At 66.0% G+C, this 16,273-nt stretch carries 14 protein-coding genes and 2 pseudogenes; 8 read left to right on the top strand and 8 right to left on the bottom strand.

Annotated features, from left to right (window positions below):
* Positions 1 to 2: 2 nt before the first annotated feature.
* The 5 genes from L810_RS34125 to L810_RS34105 form a co-directional block, all read right to left on the bottom strand.
* Positions 3 to 1,508, bottom strand: a complete 1,506-nt coding sequence (locus L810_RS34125; protein WP_008786734.1) for an efflux transporter outer membrane subunit — start codon at positions 1,506 to 1,508, stop codon at positions 3 to 5.
* 20 nt (positions 1,509 to 1,528) lie between these two features.
* The gene (locus L810_RS34120; protein WP_008786735.1) at positions 1,529 to 4,705 is read right to left on the bottom strand and encodes an efflux RND transporter permease subunit; all 3,177 of its coding nucleotides are present in this window, start codon (positions 4,703 to 4,705) and stop codon (positions 1,529 to 1,531) included.
* Complete coding sequence (locus L810_RS34115) at positions 4,702 to 5,940, bottom strand: efflux RND transporter periplasmic adaptor subunit (RefSeq protein ID WP_021162752.1); 1,239 nt, start codon at positions 5,938 to 5,940, stop codon at positions 4,702 to 4,704. The genes L810_RS34120 and L810_RS34115 overlap by 4 nt, the downstream gene beginning before the upstream one ends.
* A 424-nt stretch (positions 5,941 to 6,364) precedes the next feature.
* Positions 6,365 to 6,742: an ArsR/SmtB family transcription factor gene (locus L810_RS34110; protein WP_008786737.1), complete on the bottom strand. Its 378-nt coding sequence runs from the start codon at positions 6,740 to 6,742 to the stop codon at positions 6,365 to 6,367.
* Positions 6,743 to 6,785: 43 nt separating this feature from the next.
* Positions 6,786 to 7,883, bottom strand: coding sequence for a cation diffusion facilitator family transporter (locus tag L810_RS34105; RefSeq protein WP_008786738.1), 1,098 nt, complete (start codon positions 7,881 to 7,883; stop codon positions 6,786 to 6,788).
* Positions 7,884 to 8,107: 224 nt separating this feature from the next.
* Between L810_RS34105 and L810_RS34100 the strand changes: the two genes are divergently transcribed.
* Positions 8,108 to 8,365 carry a metal-sensing transcriptional repressor gene (locus L810_RS34100; RefSeq protein WP_019396551.1) on the top strand — a complete coding sequence of 86 codons (258 nt, stop codon included), beginning with the start codon at positions 8,108 to 8,110 and terminating at the stop codon, positions 8,363 to 8,365.
* A 9-nt stretch (positions 8,366 to 8,374) separates the two neighbouring features.
* Complete coding sequence (locus tag L810_RS34095) at positions 8,375 to 9,685, top strand: MFS transporter (protein ID WP_021162751.1); 1,311 nt, start codon at positions 8,375 to 8,377, stop codon at positions 9,683 to 9,685.
* 38 nt (positions 9,686 to 9,723) lie between these two features.
* Here the strand turns inward: L810_RS34095 and L810_RS34090 are convergent, their stop codons facing one another.
* A complete protein-coding gene (locus L810_RS34090; protein WP_019396552.1) occupies positions 9,724 to 10,005 on the bottom strand; it encodes an ArsR/SmtB family transcription factor in 282 nt (93 codons plus the stop codon).
* 313 nt (positions 10,006 to 10,318) lie between these two features.
* Here L810_RS34090 and L810_RS34085 point away from each other — a divergent pair, with 313 nt between their 5' ends.
* The 4 genes from L810_RS34085 (at position 10,319) to L810_RS34070 (ending at position 14,640) form a co-directional block, all read left to right on the top strand.
* The gene (locus L810_RS34085) at positions 10,319 to 12,814 is read left to right on the top strand and encodes a heavy metal translocating P-type ATPase (protein WP_008786742.1); all 2,496 of its coding nucleotides are present in this window, start codon (positions 10,319 to 10,321) and stop codon (positions 12,812 to 12,814) included.
* Between the two features lie 15 nt (positions 12,815 to 12,829).
* On the top strand, positions 12,830 to 13,309 hold the full coding sequence (gene cueR, locus L810_RS34080) for a Cu(I)-responsive transcriptional regulator (RefSeq protein ID WP_021162749.1): 480 nt from the start codon (positions 12,830 to 12,832) through the stop codon (positions 13,307 to 13,309).
* A gap of 16 nt (positions 13,310 to 13,325) precedes the next feature.
* Complete coding sequence (fdx, locus tag L810_RS34075; RefSeq protein ID WP_008786744.1) at positions 13,326 to 13,664, top strand: ISC system 2Fe-2S type ferredoxin; 339 nt, start codon at positions 13,326 to 13,328, stop codon at positions 13,662 to 13,664.
* A 217-nt stretch (positions 13,665 to 13,881) separates the two neighbouring features.
* Positions 13,882 to 14,640 (top strand): MauE/DoxX family redox-associated membrane protein, encoded by a 759-nt coding sequence (locus L810_RS34070; protein WP_008786745.1) that lies wholly within the window; start codon positions 13,882 to 13,884, stop codon positions 14,638 to 14,640.
* Positions 14,641 to 14,714: 74 nt separating this feature from the next.
* On the opposite strand, the gene L810_RS34065 is transcribed toward L810_RS34070, so the two are convergent.
* A complete protein-coding gene (locus tag L810_RS34065; protein ID WP_003821167.1) occupies positions 14,715 to 14,909 on the bottom strand; it encodes a heavy-metal-associated domain-containing protein in 195 nt (64 codons plus the stop codon).
* 57 nt (positions 14,910 to 14,966) lie between these two features.
* A pseudogene (locus L810_RS34060) lies at positions 14,967 to 15,305 on the bottom strand (Lrp/AsnC family transcriptional regulator); the annotation flags it as partial.
* Here L810_RS34060 and L810_RS47700 point away from each other — a divergent pair.
* A pseudogene (locus L810_RS47700) lies at positions 15,298 to 15,456 on the top strand (4-hydroxyphenylpyruvate dioxygenase); the annotation flags it as partial. The pseudogenes L810_RS34060 and L810_RS47700 overlap by 8 nt on opposite strands.
* 286 nt (positions 15,457 to 15,742) lie before the next feature.
* Positions 15,743 to 16,273 (top strand): LysR family transcriptional regulator (locus L810_RS34055; RefSeq protein ID WP_042977319.1); only part of this gene is annotated, 531 nt, incomplete at its 3' end.

Raw genomic sequence — 16,273 nt, 5'->3', positions numbered from 1 at the left:
CCTCATCCCGGCGACCGGGCGGACTGCTGCGCCGTGGCGCCCGATTGCACCGTGTGCTCAGTCCAGCCGCCGCCCAGCGCCTTGTACAGATGGATGAGGTTGTTCAGCCGCGTCAGGCGCGTGCGCACCAGGGTCTGCTGCGTGCCGTAATGCGTGCGCTGCGCGTCGAGTACAGTGAGGTTGTCGTCCACGCCCTCCTGGAAGCGCTGCTCGGCCAGCTCGTAGGCCTTCTGGCTGGCCGCCACCAGGAGCTGCTCCGCGCGGATCTGCTCATCGAGCGTGCGCTTGCCCGCCAGGCCGTCGGCCACCTCGGCGAAGGCCGCCTGGATGGACTTCTCGTAGTTGGCGATCTCGATGCGCTTCTGTACGTGCGCCACGTCCAGGTTGGCGCGCAGCGCGCCGCCGCGGAAGATGGGCAGCGTGATCTGCGGCAGGAAGCTCCAGGCCCGCGAGCCCGAATCGAACAGGCCGTCCAGCGAAGCGCTGGCCGTGCCCGCCGAGCCCGTAAGGCTGATCGTCGGGAAGAACGCGGCCCGCGCCGCGCCGATGTTGGCGTTGGCGCCGATCAGCATCTGCTCGGCGGCGCGGATGTCCGGCCGGCGCGCGAGCAGTTCGGACGGCAGGCCGCTCGGCAGGCCGGTCGGCACGATGTCGTCCGGCAGCGCCATGGCCTCGTCAAGCTGCCGGGACAGCTCCGGCGTCAGCGGCTGGCCCAACAGCAGCACCAGCGCGTTGCGGTCCTTGGCCGCCTGCCGTGTGTAGGCGGCATGGTTGGCCTCGGCGGTGCGCAACGCGATCTCTGCGCGGCGCAGGTCGAGCTGCGTGGAGTTGCCCGCTTCCACCAGTTGGGTGGTCAGCCCGTAGGAGCGCTTCTGCGTGGCGAGGGTGTCGCTCGTCAGGCGCAGCAGTTCCTGGTCGGCACGCAGCGTGAGGTAGGCGCTGGCCACCTCGGACACCAGGCTCATCTGCGTGGCGATGCGGGTCTCGTCGAGGGCCAGGTAGGACGCCAGCGCCCGGTCGCTGAGGCTGCGGATGCGGCCCCACAGGTCCAGTTCCCAGGCGGCCGTCACCCCGGCCACGTCGTAGCGCCGGAGCACGTCGCTTTGCCCCGTGGTGCTGAGGTCGGCCGGTACGCGCTCTGACGCGCCGCGGGCGGAAACGCCCAGGTTCGGCAGCATCTCGGCACGCTGGATACGGTACAGCGCCTGAGCCGCCTCCACGTTGAGCGCGGCCTTGCGCATGTCGCGGTTGTTCTCCAGTGAAATGCCGATCAACTGCTGCAGCAGCGGGTCGCGGAAGAAGTCCCGCCAGCCGATCTCGGCCGTGATCGCGTCGTCGGGCGTCGCGGCCGCCGGTTCCACATAGGCCGCGCCCAAGGGATAAGCCGTGTCGATCGGCGCTGCGGGCCGGTCATACTTCGGTGCCATGGAGCAGCCAGTCAACGCCGCCGCGAGGGCGAGCGGCGCCAGCGTCCTGGCGGGTCGTGTGAATGCGAAAGATGTTTTCATGTCGTATGTCCTCCTGGCCGTCATGCGTGCTGGTCGGTCATGCCGACACGGGCATGGCGCGCTTCGCGGCGCAGCGCCAGCTTGCGCACCACGACGTAGAACACCGGCGTCAGCACCAGGCCGAATACCGTCACGCCCAGCATGCCGGCGAACACCGCGATGCCCATGGCGTGGCGCATCTCGGCGCCCGCACCGCTGGCCAGCACCAGCGGCACCACGCCAGCGATGAAGGCGAACGACGTCATCAGGATCGGGCGCAGCCGCAAGCGCGCGGCTTCGAGCACGGCTGCCAGCGGATCGGCCCCTTCGCTTTCCTTCGCGCGGGCGAACTCCACGATCAGGATCGCGTTCTTGGCGGCCAGGCCGATCAGCACCACGAAACCGATCTGCGTGAAGATGTTGTTGTCCCCCCCAGAGAGCCAGACGCCGGCGATCGCCGAGAGCAGCGCCATGGGTGCAATCAGCAGCACAGCGAACGGCAGCGACCAACTGTTGTACTGGGCCGCCAGGAACAGGAAGGCGAGCAGCACCGCCAGCGCGAAGATATAGATAGCAGTATTGCCAACTCGCTTTTCCTGGAAAGTCAGGTCCGTCCATTCGTAGGTCATACCGTCAGGCAGCGATTCGCTCACGATCTTCTCAATCGCGGCGGTGGCCTGGCCGGATGAGTAGCCCGGCGCTGGCCCGCCGCTGATGTCCGCCGAGGGGAAGCCGTTGTAATGCATCACCCGGTCGGGGCCGGAACTGCGCTCGATGGTCGCGAACGCGCTCAGCGGGATCATGTCGCCCGCTGCATTGCGCACCTTGAGCATGCCTATGTCCTCAGCCTGCATGCGGAACTGCGCATCGGCTTGGGCCATTACCCGGTAGGTGCGACCGAAGCGGTTGAAGTCGTTGACGTAGAGCGAGCCAAGGTTGACCTGCAGGGTGTCGAACACCTCGGTCAGCGACACGCCCTGCGACTTGGCCTTCACCCGGTCGATGTCCACCTGCAACTGCGGCGCATTGGTCTGGAAGCTGGCGAGCATGTTCGCCAGCTCGGGCGCCTGCATGGCCTTGCCCATGATCTGGCCCTGTGCTTGTGCAAGCGCCTCGGGACCCAGGCCCGCCCGGTCCTCGATCTGCAGCTTAAAGCCGCCCATAGAACCCAGGCCCGGCACCGGCGGCGGCGGGAAGATGCCGACGAAGCCGTCCGGGATCTGGCTGAACTTGCCCATGAGCTTGCCCTGGATGGCGAAGGCCGACAGCGACGGGTCCTTGCGCTCATCGAAGGGCTTGAGCATGGCGAACATCAGCGCGGTGTTCGGCTGGTTCACCGGTCCATTGACCGACAGGCCCGGGAAGGCCACCACGCTCTCGACGCCCGGCTCAGCCAGTGCGATCTTGGTCATCTCCTTGACGACCGCCTCGGTGCGATCCAGCGAGGCGCCGGTCGGAAGCTGGGCGATGCCCACGAGGTAGTACTTGTCCTGGGCGGGCACGAAGCCCGCAGGCACCTTGTGGAAGCCCAGCCAGGTCAGGCCCAGGAAGCCGACGTAGAGCAGCAGCACGATGGCGCTGCCGCGCACCGCGCGGCGCACGCCCCCGACGTAGGAATTCGAGGCGCGGTCGAAGAAGCGGTTGAAGCGGCGGAAGAAGCCGCCGAACACGCCGTCGATGATGCGCGTGACGCGATCGGGCTTGGCCGCGCCGTGGTGCGGCTTGAGCAGGATGGCGGCCAGCGCTGGCGACAGCGTAAGCGAGTTGATCGCCGACAGGATGGTCGAGAACGCGATGGTTAGCGCGAACTGGCGATAGAACTCGCCCTGCAGCCCCGACAGGAACGCCGAGGGGATGAAGACCGCTGCCAGCACCGAGGTGATGGCCAGGATCGGGCCAGTCACTTCATCCATCGCCTTGCGCGCCGCGTCCTTGGGTGATTCGCCCAGCGCTATGTGGCGCTCCACGTTCTCCACCACCACGATGGCGTCATCCACCACGATGCCGATGGACAGCACCAGTCCGAACAGCGACAGTGTGTTCAGCGAGAAACCGAACATGTGCATCACCGCGAACGTGCCGACCAGCGAGACCGGCACGGCGATCAGCGGGATGATCGACGCGCGCCAGGATTGCAGGAACAGCACCACCACGATCACCACCAGGAAGATGGCCTCCAGCAGCGTGACGGCGACGGACTGGAGCGAGGCGCGCACGAAGACCGTGGGGTCGTAGGCGATCCTATACTCAATGCCGTCGGGGAACTTAGCTTGAAGTCGGTCCATTGCCGCGCGCACCGCGCTAGACACATCCAGCGCGTTCGCGCCCGGGCTCTGGATGATCTGTATCCCCACCGCCGGCTCGCCATTGAGCAGGCTGCGCAAAGAGTAGGAATCGGCCCCCATCGAGATGCGGGCGACATCCCGCAGGCGAGTTACCTGGCCGTCGGCGCCCGTCTTCACGACGATCTCGCCGAATTGCTCCTCGCTCGACAGTCGGCCCAGAGTGTTGACCGTGACCTGGAACGCCGCCGAGGCATCCGGCTGCTGACCAACCGAACCAGCGGCAACCTGTATGTTCTGCTCGCGGATGGCGGCAACCACGTCGCTCGCGATCAGCCCACGAGCAGCGACCTTGGCGGGTTCGAGCCAGACCCGCATCGAATACTCCCCGGCGCCCCAGACTAGGACATCGCCGACGCCTGGCGTACGAGCCAGCTCATCCTTCACATGAAGTGTGGCGTAGTTGGAGACGTACAGCGGATCATATCGACCTCCAGGCGAAAGCAAATGCACCACCATGAGAACGTCCGGCGACGTTTTCTCGGTGACAACACCGATGCGCTGAACTTCAGGCGGTAGGCGCGGCAACGCCCGCGAGACCCGGTTTTGCACCTGGATCTGCGCAATGTCGGCGTTGATATGCTGCTCGAAGGAGACGGTGAGCACCATTTTCCCGTCGGTGGACATCTGAGACTGCATGTACATCATGCCTTCTACGCCGTTGATCGCCTGCTCCAGCGGTGATGCCACGGTATCGGCGATCACTTGCGGGTTGGCACCGGGATAGCTAGCGGTGACCTGCACCGTGGGAGGCGTGACCTGCGGGTATTCGCTCAGCGGCAGCTGGAAGTAGCTGATCGCGCCCGCGATCAGCATCAGCACCGACAGGACGATGGCGAAGATGGGCCGGTTGATGAAGAAGCGGGGGAAATTCATTTGCGGGCCTCCGCCGAGCCGGCCGCGCCGTCAGCCTTGGCGGGGTCCGCGCCGGCGGCCGGTGCCGCGGGCGGCTGCATGGGCACCATGCGCGGCGTGACCGCCATGCCGGGGCGCACGAGGCCCTTGATGATGATCTTCTCACCGGCCTGCAGGCTGCCGTTGATGACGCGCAGCCCGTCCACCACCGGCCCCAGTTCGATGGGCCGGTACTGGGCCTGGTTGTTCTCGCCCACGACCAGCACGTAGTTGCGCCCTTGGTCGGTGCCCACGGCCTGATCGTCGATCAGGACGGCCTCGCGCGCCGCGCCGGTGGACAGCTTGACCCGGGCGAACATGCCGGGTGCCATGCGCCCATCCGGGTTGGGCACAACGGCGCGCGCGCGGATCGTGCCGGTGCTTCGGTCAATGGTGTTGCCCACGAAGTCGAGCGCGCCCCTGTGCGGGAAACCCTTGTCCGTGGTCAGCCCGACCTGCACGGGCAGCGAGGCCTTGCCGCCGGCGCCCGCAGCGGGCCGCGAGCGGCTCACGACGTTGAGGTACGTGGCTTCGTCGATGTCGAAGTACACGTGCAGCGGGTCGATGGACACGATCGTGGTCAGCAGCGTGGCCGCGCCGGCGACACCGCCGCTGACCAGGTTGCCCTCGGTCACGAGCACGCGGTCAACGCGCCCGGCGATGGGCGCCGTGACGCGGGCGTAGGACAGATCCAGCCGCGCCGCAGCGACGGCGGCCTTGGCCGCTTGCACCTGGGCCTGGCGCGCACTGCGCGCGGAGACGGCATCGTCGTAGGTCTTGCGCGCGACAGCGCCGGTCGCCACCAGGCGCTCGGCGCGGTCGAAGTCGGCCTGGGCCTGACTGGCCAGCACCTCGGCCTGTTGCAGTTGCGCCGCAGCCGTGTCGAGCGTGACCTGGAACGGTCGGGGGTCGATCTGGAACAGCAGTTGTCCCTTGCGCACCAGGCTGCCCTCGGGGACGCTCACAGCATCGACGGCGCCGCCGACCCGCGAGCGCAGCTCGACGGTCTTGGGCGCGGCCAGGAAGCCGGTGTACTCGGCCGATGGCGCGACCGTGCGGGTGATGACCTCGGCCACGGGCACCTGCGGCGCCATCGGCGCGCCCGCCGGGGGCGCCGCGGCCTTGCCCTCGTCCTTGGCGTCGCGGGCGGCAATCGCTATGCCCCCGACGGCTGCGATGACGCCTGCCACCACAACGATTCTGATTTTTTTACGCATGGAAGTGCCCCTTTCTTGGATGCAGGACTCCGGCCCTTCCGAAGCGCTCTGCAGAAATTTGTGTGGAGGCTAGGCGTTACAACGAAGGCAAGGTCAAGCCCTTTGGGTTGCCCTAGCGGGCAGGCTGCATGGACAAGGTGGTGGGAAAACCCCGCGTCGTCGCTGTGGCCACTCCGACATCCAGCTCACGAGTGCCGTTGTGCGGTTGAACCGGTCGGTCTTGTGGGTGATTGCGAGCGCGGGAGGCTCAGGCGTCCAAGCTGCCGCCGCCCATTGCTGTGCCTGCGCGGCATCCCGGCGCCCAGGCAGGGCCCGCGATTCAGGGTGTTGCGCCCAGGCCGCATCGAGGACGTCCTTGAGGCTAACCGGCGGCGTGGGTACCGGCGCCTCGCAACCTGCCATTCGCCTGGGTGCTTGGGCCTGGTCAGTCGTCGGCTTTGTCCTCGGAAATGTGGACCGCCATGTCCTGCAGCACCTGGCTGACGTGCTGGTCCGCGATGCTGTAGAAGATGTGCTTGGCTTGGCGTTCGCCGCGCACGAGGCGCGCACCGCGCAGCAGCCGCAGGTGATGGCTGACCAGAGACTGCGACAGGTCGAGCGCTTCGGCGATGTCCCCCACGGCGACCGAGCCATGCATGCACTGCAGCAGGATCTTCAATCGCGATTGGTCGCCCAGCAGGCGGAAGGTCTCGGCCAGAACAGCGACGTCACTTTGCGACATTGCGAGGGCATCGGTCGCCGCGTCGTGGCTGGTGGTCGAGCATTGCGCGGTGTCGGCGCTGGTGGTTTTGCGGGACGTCATGGATGCAAATCCTCAAGTGGAGTGCGAGCCGGCTCGCGCGGCCTCAATGCCTGTGACCAGGAGCGGAATGGTCGTGGTCATGGCCGTGGCTGTGCCCGCCGCCATGCTTGTGATTGCCATGATCATGGCCGCTGTGGTCGTGCCCGCTGTGGTCATGACCGCTGTGATCGTGGCCGCTGTGGTCCTGACGCTCCGACGTGGGCTGCAAGCTGCAGACGTTCTCGTCGGTGCCCGAGTTCCAGTCGATCCCGACCGTGGCGTGTTCGATGCTGAATTGCTCTCGAAGCACCGCTTCGACGCGCTTGACCACGGCGCGTGCTTCCTCGTCCACGTTGGGGCGAACGTGCAGCGTGGCCATCGTGCGCCCGGAGGTGAGCTGCCACACGTGAACGTGGCTGACGGCCGCCAGGCCCGGCACGGCGCCCATCAGGCCTTGCTCCACCTTCTCCGGCGAAGCATCCTCCGGCGCGCCTTCCAGCAGGATGTGGATCGACTTGGCGAGCAGCTTCCATGCGCTGCGCAGGATCAGCGCCGCGACCAGGACCGACAGGATGGGATCGATCGGCGTCCAGCCCGTGAGGTAGATGACGATCGCAGCGACGATGGCGCCGACCGAGCCGAGCAGGTCGCCCATCACGTGCAGGATGGCCCCCTTCACGTTGACGTGATCGGTCTCTCCGCGGGTCATGATCCACAGCACGAGCACGTTCACCAGCAGGCCGAGCACGGCGACGATCATCATCGGGCCGGCCAGGATCACGGGCGGCGCCTGCAGCCGCTCCCACGCCTCGTAGGCGATCCAAGCGACGATCGCGAACAGGGTCACGGCGTTCAGGAAACCGGCGATGACCTCGAAGCGCAGGTAGCCGAAGGTGCGCTTGCTGTCGGCCGCGCGGCGGCCGAACCGGAATGCTGCGTAGGCCAGTGCGAGCGCCGCGGCGTCGGTCAGCATGTGGCCCGCGTCGGCCAGCAAGGCCAGCGAGCCCGACAGCACGCCTCCGACGGCCTCCACGACCATGAAGCCGAAGATCAGGAAAAAGGACAGCAGGACCTTGCGCTCGTTGGCGCTGGTCACGGTCGGGGTGTGGTCATGATCATGGTCGTGATCGTGACCATGGTCATGTGCGTGGGATTGGGACATGGGGCCTCGGGAAACTGGGTCTTTGACTGTGGCTCAAAATATAACACATGAACATGTTTTCATGTGAATTGTTGTACACATTTGTGTTCGCGTCTCACCACGGCCGGGATGCCGCTCCGGGCAATTGCCTTAGCCTGGCTCGGCGACCATTCCCCCCGCCTGGCAAGCAGCCGTTGATCTAACATCCAGTGGCAGTATCCCCCCTGGGGGGATATGATTTCAGCATGGAAGACATGCATAAGCACACCACCCATCCCGACCTGGTGAAGCGGCTCAAGCGCGCCGAGGGGCATCTGCGGCACGTCATCGGGATGATCGAAGGGGGAGAAACCTGCCTCGACATCGCCCGCCAGCTCGCGGCGGTGGAAAGCGCGGTGACGGCGGCCAAGCGCGTCCTGATCCACGACCACATCGACCACTGCCTGTCCCATGACGAGGACTCCGTTCTGACCGAAATGAAGGCGCTGACCAAACTGCTCTGAGGCCGTCCGATGCTCTCCGTCCTGAATAACCGCACCTACCGCCACCTGTTCACCGCCCAGGTGATCGCGCTCGTCGGCACCGGCCTGATGACGGTGGCGCTCGGCCTGCTGGCCTACGAGCTGGCCGGCGCGGATGCAGGCGCGGTGCTCGGGACGGCGCTGGCCATCAAGATGCTGGCCTACGCGGGGGTCGCGCCGGTCGCGCAGGCCTTCGCCGACCGGCTCCCGCGGCGCTCGCTGCTCGTGGCGCTGGACCTCGTGCGAGCGGCCGTCGCGCTGTGCCTGCCCTTCGTCACCGAGGTCTGGCAGATCTACCTGCTGATCTTCGTTCTGCAGGCGGCATCCGCCGGCTTCACGCCGACCTTCCAGGCCACCATCCCGGACATCCTTCCCGACGAAGAGGACTACACGAAGGCGCTGTCGCTGTCCCGGCTGGCCTACGACCTGGAAAGCCTGATTTCCCCGATGCTGGCCGCCGCGCTGCTGACCGTCATCAGCTTTCACAACCTGTTCGCGGGAACGGTGCTCGGTTTCCTCGTTTCAGCCGCTCTCGTGGTCAGCGTGCGGTTGCCCACGTCCGTCCCCGGCCCGCGCCGCGGCATCTGGGAGCGAACGACGCGCGGCACGCGCATCTACCTCGCCACGCCTCGCCTGCGGGGCCTGCTGGCGATCAGCCTGGCCGTCTCGGCGGCCGGCGCGATGGTGATCGTGAACACGGTGGTGCTCGTGAAGGCGCGTTTCGGCCTGGGCGAAGTCGAGGTGGCGTGGGCACTGGCGGCGTTCGGAGGCGGCTCGATGGTGGCCGCCTTCGTCTTGCCGTCCCTACTGGAGAAAGTAGCCGACCGACCCGCGATGCTCACCGGCGCCGCTGTCCTCGTCGTGGGCACGGCGATCGGCGCACTGCTGCCGAGCTATGCGCTGTTGCTGCCGCTGTGGCTGGTGATCGGCTTTGGCTACAGCGTGGCGCAGACGCCATCCGGCCGTCTTCTGCGCCGCTCGGCCCACGCCGAGGACCGTCCAGCGATCTTCGCGGCCCACTTCGCGCTGTCGCACGCCTGCTGGCTCATCTGCTACCCGCTGGCCGGACGCTTCGGCGCGGCCATGGGGCTGCAATCGACGTTCGTCGTCATGTCCTTGATCGGCCTAGCTGGCGTGGCGCTGGCGCTTCGGCTGTGGCCGGCCAGCGACCCGCCGGACTTGGCCCATGACCATCCGAACCTGTCGGCGGATCACCCCCACTTGCGTCAGCACGCGAACCAAGGCGGGCACCATCACGTGCTGGTCGTGGATGACTTGCACCGGATCTGGCCGAAAGGATAGGCCTCACGGGACGCGGTAAGGGCTGTTTCGCACCAAGGCTAGTCGTCGCTGTTGTCCTCAACGATGTGGATGGCCATGTCCAGCAGCACCTGGCTCACGTGCTTGTCCGCTACCTCATAGAAGATCTGCTTGGACTGGCGCGCGCCCTTGACCAGACGGGCTCCACGCAACAGTCGAAGGTGATGGCTGACCAACGACTGCGAGAGTTCGACGGCTTCCGCGATGTCGCTTACCGACGTGGACCCCTTCATGCAGCACAGCATGACCTTGAGCCGCGACGGATCGCCCAGGAGCCGGAAAGTCTCGGCCAGGATGGTCACGTCATTCTGTGACAGGGAGGCCAGATCGGTGCTTGGGCCCTTCGGTGGGGCACTGGCTGGTTTGCGTGGAGTCATCTCTCAAAAATTCCTACCCTCGAACGGCTGTTCGTGCCCTTCAGGATCAACGAGGCTGCGACCGCTTGAGCGCGCGCACAGCCCGGGACCAGGGCGAGCCTGGCGACCAAGGCCCCTCGTTTCCCCCGTGCGCCGGGCCATTTCTGAAACCTGACAGTACCCGAAAAAAGCGCTTGACCTTCCCACGATGGTAAACCCTAAGCTCCCCCATGTCGAATATCAACTATGGGAAACAACCATGAGCATGCCAATAACGAGTGATGCTCGTGCCACCGCAGCAGCGATCAGCCTACCCATCGAGGGCATGACCTGCGCGAGCTGCGTCGGCCGAGTCGAGGCCGCCCTGGCCAAGGTGCCGGGCGTGGACAGCGTGTCCGTCAATCTCGCCACCGAGCGGGCGGACATCCGCCTGGCCAGTCCTGTCGATCGCATCGCGTTGATCCAGGCGGTCGAGAAGGTCGGCTACGACGTGCCGGCTGGCACCGTCGAACTGGCGGTCGAGGGCATGACCTGCGCCTCCTGCGTGGGCCGCGTCGAGAAGGCACTCAAGGCCGTGCCCGGCGTCACCGAGGCCACGGTCAACCTCGCGACCGAGCGTGCCACCGTGCGCGGCGTGGCCGCCGTGGCGGACCTGATCGCGGCCATCGAGAAGGTCGGCTACGAGGCCAACCCGGTGGATACCGGCGCGCAGGCCGACGAGGAAGCCGCCGAGAAGAAGGACGCCGAGCGCGCCGAACTCAAGCGCGACCTGACCCTGGCCGCCGTGCTGGCGCTGCCTGTGTTCGTGCTCGAAATGGGCTCGCACATGATTCCCGGCATGCATGAGTGGGTGGCTTCCACCATCGGCATCCAGCAGAGTTGGTATCTGCAGTTCGTGCTGACCCTGCTGGTGCTCGCCATTCCGGGCTGGCGCTTCTACGAGAAGGGCTTCCCGGCGCTGTTCCGCCTGGGTCCCGACATGAACTCGCTGGTCGCGGTCGGCACGGCCGCAGCCTTCGGCTATTCGATGGTCGCCACATTCGCGCCCAGTCTGCTGCCGGCCGGCACGGTGAACGTGTACTACGAGGCGGCCGCCGTCATCGTGGCGCTGATCCTGCTGGGCCGCTTTCTTGAGGCACGGGCCAAGGGCCGCACCTCCGAGGCCATCAAGCGCCTGGTCGGCCTGCAGGCCAAGGAGGCGCACGTGCTGCGCGACGGCCGCATCGTGGACATCCCGATCAACGACGTGGCGCAGGGCGACATCGTGGAAGTGCGCCCCGGCGAGCGCGTGCCGGTCGATGGTGAAGTGACCGAGGGCCGCAGCTTCGTGGACGAGTCGATGATCACCGGCGAGCCGATTCCCGTCGAAAAGGCGGAAGGCAGCACCGTGGTCGGCGGCACCGTCAACCAGAAGGGTGCGCTGACGCTGCGTGCCACCGCCGTGGGCGGTCAGACCATGCTGGCGCAGATCATCCGCATGGTCGAGCAGGCGCAAGGTTCCAAGCTGCCGATCCAGGCCGTGGTGGACAAGGTGACACTGTGGTTCGTGCCCGCCGTCATGCTGGCCGCCGTGCTGACCTTCCTGGTCTGGCTGGTGTTCGGCCCGTCGCCCGCGCTGTCCTTCGCGCTGGTCAATGCCGTGGCGGTGCTGATCATTGCCTGCCCGTGCGCCATGGGTCTGGCGACGCCGACCTCCATCATGGTCGGCACGGGCCGGGGCGCCGAGATGGGCGTACTGTTCCGCAAGGGTGAAGCCCTGCAACTGCTCAAGGACGCCAAGGTGGTGGCCGTGGACAAGACCGGCACGCTGACCGAGGGCCGCCCGGTCCTGACCGACCTGGAGATTGCCGACGGCTTTGACCGCAACCAGGTGCTGGCGAAGGTCGCCTCTGTCGAATCGCGCTCGGAGCATCCGATCGCACGCGCCATCGTCGAGTCGGCCGTGGAAGGTGGCATCGCGCTGCCGACGATGACAGACTTCGATTCGGTCACGGGCATGGGCGTGCGCGCCACCGTGGACGGCGCGCGTGTCGAGGTCGGTGCCGATCGCTTCATGCGTGAGCTGGGGTTGGACGTGAGCGGCTTCGCTCGCACGGCCGAGCGCCTGGGCAATGAGGGCAAGTCGCCGCTGTACGCCGCGATCGACGGCCGACTGGCCGCCATCATCGCGGTGGCCGATCCGATCAAGTCCAGCACGCCCGCGGCCATTGCCGCGCTGCACCAGCTCGGCCTGAAGGTGGCGATGATCACTGGCGACAACGCGCGTACCGCGCAGGCCATCGCCAAGCAACTGGGCATCGACGAGGTGGTGGCCGAAGTGCTGCCCGAGGGCAAGGTCGAAGCCGTGCGCCGCTTAAAGGCCACCCACGGCCAGATCGCCTACGTGGGTGACGGCATCAACGATGCGCCGGCGCTGGCCGAGGCCGACGTGGGCCTGGCGATCGGCACCGGCACCGACGTGGCGGTGGAGTCGGCCGACGTGGTGCTGATGTCCGGCAACCTGCAGGGTGTGCCCAACGCCATCGCGCTGTCCAAGGCCACCATCGGCAACATCCGCCAGAACCTGTTCTGGGCGTTTGGCTACAACACGGCCCTGATCCCGGTGGCCGCTGGCGTCCTATACCCCGCATACGGTGTGCTGCTGTCGCCGATCTTCGCGGCCGGAGCGATGGCGCTGTCCAGCGTGTTCGTGCTCGGCAACGCGCTGCGCCTGCGCCGCTTCCAGCCGCCGCTGGCGGCGGATACCGCTCATTGAGAAAGGAGGAACACCATGAACATCGGTGAAGCATCCAAGGCCTCGAAGGTCTCGGCCAAGATGATCCGCTACTACGAGCAGATCGGCTTGATTCCCCCGGCCGACCGGAACGATTCGGGCTACCGCGCCTATAGCCAGGACGACGTACACCGGCTGCACTTCATCCGGCGTGCGCGCGACCTCGGCTTCTCGGTGGCCGAGATCACGGACCTGCTGGGACTGTGGAACGACAAGTCGCGCCGGAGTGCCGACGTCAAGCGCCTGGCGCAGCAGCACATCTCCGAGCTGGACCGGCGCATCGCGAGCATGTTGGAGATGGCCGAGACGCTCAAGGCGCTGATCCGGTGCTGCGCCGGCGACGAATGGCCCGACTGCCCGATCCTGCACACGCTGGAGCAACTCGATACCAGCGACGACGAGCCCGAAGCGCGCACCGGCGCCGTGCCACGGCGTGCAAGTGGCAACGCAGCGGCAAAGAAGCCGCGTGCGCACTGAGCAGCCGGGAGAGACCATGCCCAAGATCACCGTCTTGCCCCATCCTGAACTGGCGCCCGAGGGCGCCGAGCTGAACGTGCCGGTCGGCACCTCGATCTGCGAGGCGCTGCTAGACAACGGCATCGAGATCGAACATGCCTGCGACATGAGCTGTGCCTGCACGACCTGCCACTGCATCGTGCGCAAGGGATTCGATTCCCTCAACGAGGTCGAGGAGTGCGAGGACGACCTGCTTGACCGGGCCTGGGGGCTAGAGGCGCAATCGCGCCTGAGCTGCCAGGCCATCGTGGCGAACGAGGACCTGACCGTCGAGATCCCGAAGTACACGATCAACCATGCCAAGGAGAACCACTAGGACCCAGCGTGCCGCCGCGGGCGCGCCGGCCTGCGGCGGGGTTGCTCTGGCAGACGGAGGACTGACGGCGTTGCAGCCTGACGACCGCCCCGGGAGCCAGATGCCTACACCCCCTTGCACCACCGCCGGTTAGGCTGGAAATGTCGTCAAAGTCCTTCAATCCGTGATAGTCGGCGCTGCGGCCGGCCCATGAAAAGTCCCACAGGAGAAGTCCAGCATGTCTGCGCCCAAACAAGCCACGCTCTACCGGATGGTCATGCCCGGCCATACCTGCCCCTACGGGCTGAAGTCGCTCGATCTGCTCAACCGCAAGGGCTACGAGGTCGAGGACAAACACTTGGCGAGCCGCGAGCAGACGGATGCGTTCAAGAAGGAGCATGGCGTCGAGACCACGCCCCAGGTCTTCATAAACGGGCGGCGCGTGGGCGGCTACGACGACCTGCGCAAATTCTTCGGCATGTCCGTGAAGGACAAGAACGCCGTGACCTACACCCCTGTGATCGCGCTGTTCGCCATGGCGGCCGCGATGGCGCTGGCGGCGAGCTGGGCGGCCTTCGGCCAGCTCTGGAGCATTCAGGCGGCAGAGTGGTTCGTGGCCTTTGCCATGTGTCTCCTGGCGCTGCAGAAGCTCAAGGACGTGGACGGCTTCGCGACGATGTTCCTCAACTACGACCTGCTGGCCAAGCGCTGGGTTCGGTATGCCTATTTCTACCCGTTCGCGGAGGCCATCGCAGGCGTCCTGATGGTCGCGGGCGTGGGGATGTGGGTGTCGATTCCGTTGGCGCTGTTCATCGGGACCGTCGGGGCCGTGTCGGTTTTCAAGGCGGTCTATGTCGATCGCCGGGAACTCAAGTGCGCCTGTGTGGGCGGGGACAGCAACGTGCCGCTGGGCTTCGTGTCCCTGACCGAGAACCTGATGATGGTGGCGATGGCCCTGTGGATGTGGGCCAAGGTCGCCTACCTTGGGATGCACTGAGCGCCGCGCCAGGTACGGCGCAGCGCACGTGCTCGCATCGGCCGTCCTGTGTGCAGGCCGGCCACGACGCGGTGTTACTGCGCGCGCGGCGGGAAGCCAGCTTCGCTCAGGGCCGCGGCGATCTGCTCTTGCGAGGCCGAGGTCTGGACCTCGACACGGCGGGTCGGCGGGTCCGTGACGATCTTGGCGTTGGGGTCGATCGTTTGGATCGTTTTCGTAACGGTGCGGGCGCAGCCGCCGCAGGTCATGTCTTCGAGATGGAATTGCATGGAAAACTCCTTTCGGGTTGGGGTGTTTGAAGTCTGGTCCTTGCCACGGTTGGAAGGTCAAGCGCTATTTGCATCCCCGCTACACCAATCGGCCGAATGCTCATAGGGCAAGGCCGTGGTGCTCTTTACCCGATCCAGCACGAAGCTTGTCTTGCAGTCCTGCACGCTGGGGTGCTTGAGCAGCGTGTCGAGCACGAAGCGAGAGTAGTGAGCCATGTTCCTGACGACCACCCGCAGCAGATAGTCCATGTCGCCGGTCAGCGCATGGCATTCCACGACCTCCGGCCATTTCTGGACCGACGCGCGGAACACGTCCATGGGATTGCGCTTGTGCGAGTCGGAGTGCTTTTCGAGACGCACGTTCAGGTAGGCCGTGAGCGTGAGGCCGATCTTCTCCGAGCCGCTGCTCGGCCCGGTGTTCTTCGAGTTCATCGAGCGCAAGGGCAACTACCGCGAGGGCTTCGGCGAAGGTAACTTCGGTGCCTTGTTCGAGTCGATGGAGCGCGACCAGATCAACCGCGGCGCGCTGGAAATCAACCCAGCCTGATTCGGGCTTTCCCCCTGAAGGCATAGCACCTTCCGCATCTCGCGAGCCCCGGTGGGGCTCGCACTATTTTGGCAAGCGGCCTCCACGATGCCCATTGGCCCTCGTGCAGCTTGCACCATTCATCTCCTCACAATCGAACATCACCACGGCACGGTGCAGGCTTCTTTGACTAATATATGAACACATGTATAATTGTTTATTCAATATTTGGCCTCAGCTCGACTGGTGCTACAGCAGGCGTGCATCTCGTCCCCCGAATCAACATGGATCATGGAAGGACAAGACTATGGAACTTCGTCACTTGCGCTGCTTCATTGCGGTTGCTGAGGAACTCCATTTCGCCCGCGCTGCCGAGCGGCTGCACATCGAGCAGTCTCCACTGTCACGGGCCATCAAGGAACTGGAAGAAGAACTGGGCGTGATGCTGTTTGCCCGCACCACGCGCAGCACTCGGCTGACCCGTGCGGGCGAGCTGTTTCTGGAGCACGTGCGCCGCGTGCTCTCCGCCTTGGAGCAGGCACGCGATAGCGTGAAAGCGGCAGCAAACGGTTTTCATGGCCAGTTGCGCGTGGCATTGTCCGACGGCATCACGCCGTCGCGCCTTTCTGCGTTGCTCGTACTTTGCCGCCAGGAAGAACCCGAGGTCGAAATCCGGTTCTTCGAGGTGCCCCTATCGCAACAGATCAAGGGGCTGCATAGCGATCTGTATGACGTAGGGTTTGCTCAATCCGACGAAGTGGGCGACGGTATCGTCGCCACGCCCGCATGGAGCGATGCGCTGATGGTGGCCGTGCCAGGAGCTAACGTCAAGAGTGGT

It is taken from the genome of Burkholderia sp. AU4i, assembly GCF_000466765.1.
In the GTDB taxonomy this organism is placed as follows: Bacteria; Pseudomonadota; Gammaproteobacteria; order Burkholderiales; family Burkholderiaceae; genus Burkholderia; species Burkholderia cepacia.
Note: the sequence above shows the minus strand (reverse complement) of the source record. Positions and strands in the feature narration are given on the sequence as shown.

Excerpts from the sequence above, each read along its gene's own strand:
- L810_RS34105 (WP_008786738.1), bottom strand. The coding sequence starts at position 7,883 with ATGTCCCAATCCCACGCACATGACCATGGTCACGATCACGACCATGAT.
- L810_RS34070 (WP_008786745.1), top strand. The coding sequence starts at position 13,882 with ATGTCTGCGCCCAAACAAGCCACGCTCTACCGGATGGTCATGCCCGGC.
- L810_RS34110 (WP_008786737.1), bottom strand. The coding sequence starts at position 6,742 with ATGACGTCCCGCAAAACCACCAGCGCCGACACCGCGCAATGCTCGACC.
- L810_RS34085 (WP_008786742.1), top strand. The coding sequence starts at position 10,319 with ATGAGCATGCCAATAACGAGTGATGCTCGTGCCACCGCAGCAGCGATC.
- L810_RS34115 (WP_021162752.1), bottom strand. The coding sequence starts at position 5,940 with ATGCGTAAAAAAATCAGAATCGTTGTGGTGGCAGGCGTCATCGCAGCC.
- fdx (WP_008786744.1), top strand. The coding sequence starts at position 13,326 with ATGCCCAAGATCACCGTCTTGCCCCATCCTGAACTGGCGCCCGAGGGC.
- L810_RS34100 (WP_019396551.1), top strand. The coding sequence starts at position 8,108 with ATGGAAGACATGCATAAGCACACCACCCATCCCGACCTGGTGAAGCGG.
- L810_RS34120 (WP_008786735.1), bottom strand. The coding sequence starts at position 4,705 with ATGAATTTCCCCCGCTTCTTCATCAACCGGCCCATCTTCGCCATCGTC.
- L810_RS34065 (WP_003821167.1), bottom strand. The coding sequence starts at position 14,909 with ATGCAATTCCATCTCGAAGACATGACCTGCGGCGGCTGCGCCCGCACC.
- cueR (WP_021162749.1), top strand. The coding sequence starts at position 12,830 with ATGAACATCGGTGAAGCATCCAAGGCCTCGAAGGTCTCGGCCAAGATG.
- L810_RS34125 (WP_008786734.1), bottom strand. The coding sequence starts at position 1,508 with ATGAAAACATCTTTCGCATTCACACGACCCGCCAGGACGCTGGCGCCG.
- L810_RS34095 (WP_021162751.1), top strand. The coding sequence starts at position 8,375 with ATGCTCTCCGTCCTGAATAACCGCACCTACCGCCACCTGTTCACCGCC.